6 protein-coding genes are annotated in these 6,967 nt (G+C 35.9%); 2 read left to right on the top strand and 4 right to left on the bottom strand.

Annotated features, from left to right (window positions below; translation table 11 throughout):
* Positions 1-315 precede the first annotated feature (315 nt).
* Entirely contained in the window at positions 316-699 is a 384-nt protein-coding gene (locus QNJ66_RS24990; RefSeq protein WP_300511375.1) for a crossover junction endodeoxyribonuclease RuvC, read from the top strand.
* Between the two features lie 212 nt (positions 700-911).
* Here QNJ66_RS24990 and QNJ66_RS24985 read toward each other — a convergent pair whose 3' ends face one another.
* Entirely contained in the window at positions 912-2,261 is a 1,350-nt protein-coding gene (locus QNJ66_RS24985) for an ISNCY family transposase (RefSeq protein WP_300511374.1), read from the bottom strand.
* Positions 2,262-2,558: 297 nt separating this feature from the next.
* Between QNJ66_RS24985 and QNJ66_RS24980 the strand changes: the two genes are divergently transcribed.
* On the top strand, positions 2,559-2,723 hold the full coding sequence (locus QNJ66_RS24980) for a hypothetical protein (protein WP_300511373.1): 165 nt from the start codon (positions 2,559-2,561) through the stop codon (positions 2,721-2,723).
* Between the two features lie 137 nt (positions 2,724-2,860).
* On the opposite strand, the gene QNJ66_RS24975 is transcribed toward QNJ66_RS24980, so the two are convergent.
* The 3 genes from QNJ66_RS24975 to QNJ66_RS24965 form a co-directional block, all read right to left on the bottom strand.
* Positions 2,861-4,060: a tyrosine-type recombinase/integrase gene (locus QNJ66_RS24975; RefSeq protein ID WP_300511372.1), complete on the bottom strand. Its 1,200-nt coding sequence runs from the start codon at positions 4,058-4,060 to the stop codon at positions 2,861-2,863.
* Positions 4,061-4,213: 153 nt separating this feature from the next.
* Entirely contained in the window at positions 4,214-6,130 is a 1,917-nt protein-coding gene (locus tag QNJ66_RS24970) for a CHASE2 domain-containing protein (RefSeq protein WP_366146322.1), read from the bottom strand.
* Entirely contained in the window at positions 6,123-6,617 is a 495-nt protein-coding gene (locus tag QNJ66_RS24965; RefSeq protein ID WP_300511370.1) for a hypothetical protein, read from the bottom strand. Before QNJ66_RS24965 ends, QNJ66_RS24970 begins: the two co-directional genes overlap by 8 nt.
* Positions 6,618-6,967 lie beyond the last annotated feature (350 nt).

Here is a 6,967-nt window from a genome sequence, read left to right as displayed (position 1 = left end):
CACTCAAATTTAATTTATCCATTAGTTATTACCCGTAATATTTTTCCATAACCACGTTACTAAAGCTAATGTTAAAAGGGTAAATCCCAAGACAATTAAAATTAAAACTATACTTAATCCAATCAAAAAAAGTTTGTTAACTTTTCTGTTCTGTTAATTTTCTAATATTTTTATCTCTGACTCTGAGAAATCAATCATTTCTGGGGTGAGATGAAAAGCTTCTAACCAAACCCTATTTATAATAATAATAAGGCATTTTAAATTTTTACAAGATCAATATTTTTAACCACTATAATTCCAGTGTACACTGGAATTATGCCTAAATCCTCTCGCAGTCTTAAAAATCTCATTCCACAATCAACCCAATGGCATCATCTCCCAACCAAGGCCATCAGGGTTCCTGAATGTTTTGTGGAGGAAATCAAAGCTTATGCCATATCCTTAGACCAAAATGCGCACAAATCCTCAATATCCCATCATTGGCTAGGAATTAAACCCAGTATCTCTGAATTAGGATGGGCTATCCTGGAAGGTGAAACAACAGAAGAAGCGAATATAGTCGATTTTGGCTTAATTTCAACCAGTTCTGACGATCCATTACCTTATCGATTAGCAGAAATAGAAGCAGATTTACAGCAAATTATTAAAGACTATCAACCGGCCCATATTGCCATCAGCAATTCTCATTTTGAAGAATAGAACGACTAAGTTCTCTTTTTGAAGTAGAGAACTTAGCTAAAATCCCCCTTTTTCCTTTACTCTTGTCCTTCTGATTATTTAGGCTACAGATATACTACATAAAAAAGAAAATAACCGACTATTCCTCATTCTTTTTCTTCATCAAAATCAGGGTATTTTTTTATTATTTTCACTTGTTTTATTCCCCACACCCCTAAAATTCATCTATTGTATTAGCTTGTATTAATAAATTTCTTTTGCTCCCCTTCTGATATTATATAAACAAATAATTCTGACCAATCTTCAAACCATTCATATTTGACTAAAGCTCTAATGTCATTAAAAAACGTTATTCTTTTTTCTAATTTTTTTCGAGCTTTTTGATAGAGTTCATTGACTAATTCTAAGACATTATGAAAGAGAAAACTTAATAAATTTAAAGCCAGTAGTATTTCTGATAAATTCTCTTGTCCGTGTCCGAAATTGTGTTCTAAATTATAACCTTGATTTTTAAGTAGGTTATTTCCTTCATTTTCTACCTTCCATCTTGTCCTTCCACTGGTTATTATCTTTTCCATGTTTTCATCATTTAATTGATGATTCGTGATAAAATTATTCCTATAAATTACTTTTTTTTTCGCTTTGTCATAGATTTCTACTTCATACCAATTGACCATCTTTGAAGGCTCAGTTTCTCTCAATGGCACGTTATTTACATACTTATACCTATAATATAGTAGTTTGTTTTTTTGATATTTTCTTACTTTTCCTTTAACGACTTCTCCACTATTTTCTAAGAATTCCAACCATTCATATAAACTTTTGTGAGATGAAGCTAGAGCTACAAAAATAAAATTGTAACCTTGTTCTATGGCTAACTCACATATAGGTTGCCGAGAATAAAGATCATCCCCTAATAAAGTTATTTTCTGATTTTTTGCCTTGGCTGGATTTCTCAATAACCATCTTTTAATCGCTGCATTTTCGCAGTCTTGTTTAGTTTTACCATCTTGCTTTCTAATAAATTCTGGTTCTAAATTTATGACCTGTTTTTTCTCAGGAGCAACGATAACTTGGGTAATTACTTGATGATAATAGGTAGTGGTTCCATTTCTATGATTTCGACAATTACAATGAGGACAATTAATGTTTTTTGAGGAATAATATTCCGTTCCATCTAAAGCCAATAAAATTTCTTCATCTAAATATTTAAAATGATTAATTATTCTATTTTTCCTTAACCATTCCCATACAGTTTGGAAGGTAGGAAAGATTTTTGTGGCGGGAATCGTATCTAATAAAGTTCGTATTTGATTATCACAAGGGATTTTCTTTAGTCCAAATAGACTCTCAGCATTATCTTTTCCCTTACTTTTTTTCATTAAATTTTGATGTTCTAGAAAAGAAGGACATTGTGTAAAAAATACAGAAAACGCAGCTAGAACAAACTCTTTTATTTCATAAGTTGCTTTTATTTCATAAGTTGTATTTGACCCTTTTCTTTGGTCTGGTAAATTATTCAATTGAAGAGAAAGAAATTCAATTAACTCTGACGGTGATATGGTAACAGGCAATGTTTCCATGTAATTCTACAGTTTTACACTATTAGCTCTTCTTTCAACTAATTGTAGTATATTTTGACTCTGGAACTATCATTTTCTCTAACTTTATTATCAGTATTTTTGCTTAATTTCTTTTCAATCTCCGTTAGTTCTCTAAACTGATTAGAGAACTAATGATCTTGTTTTGGGCAAAATGAGAATTGCTGTATTGCCATCGAAAAACCCTTCATCAAAGCTGAATTCCCCTCAACCAACAAATTATTGCAAGTTTTAGGTGTCCTTAACCTCGTTGCTTACCGACACGGTTGCCTTCCCACCATGATTTACCCCGCCACCTGGAAAAGTAATCTTGATACCCCCAAAGCCCAACGAGAGGATATTGCTGCTATTCTTGAACATATGTTCTCCCTTAACCCCTTAAAATTAGACGCTCAGGTGGATGCGATCGCAATTACTTATGCTGCATGGTCTGGGTTGGGATAACATTAAACATTGAACATTGAACTGCCGACCCACCTCGAATTGAATTCGAGGTGGAAAGCGGCAGTGCATTCCGCACATCTTTCATTTTTGTTTCAAGCCTACTTCCAAACGAATGATAAATGAAATGACTATTAGAATTAGGCACATATTTTTTCAAAAATTCTCAGAGTCTCTTCTTCATGAAGAGTGAGATGAAGTGGATTAATCCTTGTCAAAGATTCTCGTAGTTGCTGAATTCTTCTGGTTAGATTTTCGTCTAATTGAGGTTTCTCAGCCAATAGCAATAACGCCGGATTATGCTGCCATCGGTCAGCAATATGAGCGTAGATGATGGTCGTTCTGGGGTCTGCATGGCCTAGCAAATCCTGAATTTGTCGTAAAGAGGCTCCTGCCCTTAAGGACAAGGTTCCTGCGGTATGTCTTAACGAATGTGCGCTAAGCTTTCTCCTTTGCGACTTATACCGAGTCCTTGAGGAGCTATAGTCTTTTTTTTGTCGAGATTTCCTCTCCTTTCCCCCTATTTTCGGTGTTTCAGTCAGCTTTGGGGGCAACTCTTTCAACCCGATTTTCTGTAAATATTTATCCACAACGCGCCGGATTGAGCGGCGACTCAACCTTTGCCCTCTTGTGCTATGAGCCACTGAAACAAAGAGCGGGGTCTCCTTAGTGAGACTTTCACCATTTTTTCGTCGCTTACTCAAGTATTTCCGCAGTAATGAAGCTAAATCAGGAGTCAACGGAACCACTCGAATCCTCTGTTTTGCCCAAACCTGCAAACCCACATTGGGGCCATCCTTGACAATATCCCCCACATTTACACGGTGCATTTCCACAGTGCGGCATCCCTCTAACACCATCACCGAAATTAAGAGGCGATCGCGTAACGAATGAACCGAATCATCTTCAGGCAAACAGAAAAGTAATTGCCGCATTTCCTCCCTTTGCAGATAGTTGAAACGAGCAGCTGGATCTTTAACCTCCCGTGGTGGTTTCAGTCTCAAGGCCGGATTACTCAAAATATAACCATTTTCCAGCAAAGCATCATAAAAACGACGTAAAACGCTCAATTTAAGGGATATAGTCGTCTTTTGGTATCGAGAAACTAACCAATGTCGATATTGTTTTAACTCAGCAAAAGTGGCAGAAATGGGATGAATTCGCTCTTGTTCACACCAACGAAGAAACTGCTTGAGGTTGGAGCGATAGGTTCGGATTGTGTCATTGGCCGCCGCACCATCTCCCACATCGGTGGCCACAAAGCCATCAAAAAAAGTCAAGAAATGTTGCTCTTCAACCAGGACGAGTTTGGTCGGGGAAGTAGGGAGCAAGTTAGACATGGCACCGCTCTTTTACTACAAGTGTCTTGATTCTAGCATTTTTAGAGTCCGATAAAACCGATTATCGGACTCTCTTTATTTTTCCCCCAAAATCCCTACGCGCGAACTCGCCGCGATCCCGAGGAGCGAGCAGTCAATTAATCAGTAATATGACTACATTAATATTGTCCAAATTGTCACGTCTTCGTCGGTTTTAACTTTAACCTGATAATTGTATACACTCCACTCTAATGCGGTTATCTCTTGAGGGTGATAAGGATAGGTTATCTGAATTTTTAAAATCTTATTCTTATCTTCTTTATAACTCTGAAAAAATATTTTTACTTTCTCATTTGCTTCATGACTATCAGCAATGTCTAGAACTTCATCAATCATTTTATGTAAAAACTTTAACAATAATTTAGAATCTAAAGAAATTGACCACTCGTCTAATTGGAAGTAACATTGAGTCTTTGAGTCCCAATCGTAGAGATCGTAAAAAATTTGGCGAAGATTTCCTAAAACAATTTCAGGAATTAGTTGCTCAAGAGTTTGATTACTTTTTGTCATATCTAATCCTTCGATATCAAAACTAGCAATGTCCATACCAGGGAGACTTCGACTTAAGAACGCACCAAATAGTTTGATTTTTTCATCCGCTTCATTGACGGTTACTTGTTGAATTAAATTTAAAGAATTTTCCAGTTTTCTATAAACAGACTTATCTTCAATTAGGGTTTCCATTTCAAGAAATACTGCTTTGATTAGTTTTTGATAAATGGTTTTAAAATTGATGAGAAATTGATAATCATCAAGAAGATTCTTGGAAATATGACTACAAAAAGCCGCAAATTCTTGATAAATTTTCGACTTTTCAACTCTGTTTTCTAACTTGGCGTTAATCTGAGAAATTTTCTCTAATTGACGTTTCTGATTTTGCTCATATTGAACAACAGAAAGAATTAAACAATTACCCAAAAGAGTCACCAGAGAAGGGACAATCGGAACCCACCAACCTTTGAGAAATAACCCATAGCTAGAAAAAACAAGAAGGACACTTCCTCCTAATATTAATAAAACTCTGCGCATCAGGGGACACTGAAGCAGACTTGCTCCTATTAAGCCCGAAACGATGATCATTAAGGAAATCCAAGGTTCTTGCAGAAATTGGATAGTTGGCCTTCCATTTAAGGTGGCACTGAGGATAAAACTAGCAGTTTGTGCGTGGGATACGACTCCAGGGACAAACTGAGGCGAACCTTCAAGATTCAGATTAAAAGGTAAATAAGTGATATCTTTTAAACTGGGTGCAGTGGCACCGAGTAACACAATTTTCTCAGTTACTAAGGTGGGATCGAAATCAGGATTTAAAACCTCAGCAAATGAGTATTTTATAAATTCTGATTTACGCCAATTGGGAATAATCTGATATCCACGATCATCTACTCTGATATAGGGGCTATGCCATTTCTTCACAGGATAAAATGTAATTCCATTGAGACGAAGCCATTTACTTTGTTCTGAGGGAAAAATATTTTGTCTAGCTAAATATTTTTTGGCCATTACCCATGCTAAATTGGGTACAGGGGGGTCGGTTTGTGCATACAGAAAACTTCGTCTTTTTATGCCATCACCGTCTAAAATAGCCGATACATCAGCAATCGCACTTTCAGGAATAGGGGGTGGAGGAAGAGGGGCAAACTGATTATTCTTTTGACTACCTGTTATTTTGGCTGCGGCAAAAACTTGGTCATATTTAGTAAAAATGTCCAAAAACGCTTTACGCCCTGGAGGTTCAGGAATATCTCGCAGAAAATCTATACCGATAACTACAGGTTGCCCTTTTTCTAATTTATCTATGGTCTCAGCTAACATCAGATCTGACGGGCGACTACGCTGAAAATGATAAATATCACTCTCTTCCCATCCCACTATAACGATTCTCTCATCAAGGTCTTCTGAAGGTTTTAATTGGAAAAAAACGTCCATTATTGAAAGTTCCACTGCTTGCAGTCCTCCCATTAGTCGCATTAGACAAACACAAAACGGCAATATTGAAATTTTGAGACTTTGTTGAAAATATTTATTCACTAGGCGATATAGTAATCAAATTATTATCAGAAACACTTCGATATTTTTGAACCCAATGATCATAAGGGGTTTTTTGAGAACCAGAAACTATAATTGTTTGTTTTAATCTCACTCCTTTGAGAGATGAACCTTGACAGGGAATAGAAGCTCTAATGATATATTCCTGGTTTCTATTTAATTGGGGAAGTTGATAATTTAAAAGCCCTTCATTTAGAATAATATGTTCATTTTGTCCAATAATTGTTCTGTTATCTTTAGTTGTAATAGTGATTTTTATGTTTTGTGTTTCTCTCAATTGAGTTACTTCAAAAACAAGAAAAGGTTTTTCTTGACTGGTACTGATATGATCTGTTGGAGCAACACCGATTAAGGTCAATTGCGGTAAATAGTTGGGGCAACCTCTTGACGTTTCTCCTTGGGTGTTTTCAGGAGATTCTTCTTTTGGTGGTTCCCAAGCTGTTACTTTAGATAAATTTAAGTTGATCAAACTTAGAAATACAACCAAGTTTATGAAAAATTTTTTTTGCTCAATCAAGCCCATAAATATGATCTATTTTTTTCGACTTTTAAAACCATGTCTTGTTTTGCTCTGCTTAGTTGGTTTGGGGTATTGTACACCATTGGTTAAGGCTTCTCCTTCGATTTCCGAAAATCTACGTCAATTCTATCTATATATTAACAAGGGAGATTATAATCAGGCAGCTAAGAGACTGTTTGTAAAGAAAAGATAAAGAAATTAGGCGGCACAGATTTGTGGTTATAAAACTATGGAATAAGTTTTTATGACAGTTTTATGAAGAGACGTTCTTATCCGTCAGATATAACAGATTCCCAATG

Source organism: Crocosphaera sp., from assembly GCF_030064895.1.
GTDB lineage: Bacteria > Cyanobacteriota > Cyanobacteriia > Cyanobacteriales > Microcystaceae > Crocosphaera.
Note: the sequence above shows the minus strand (reverse complement) of the source record. Positions and strands in the feature narration are given on the sequence as shown.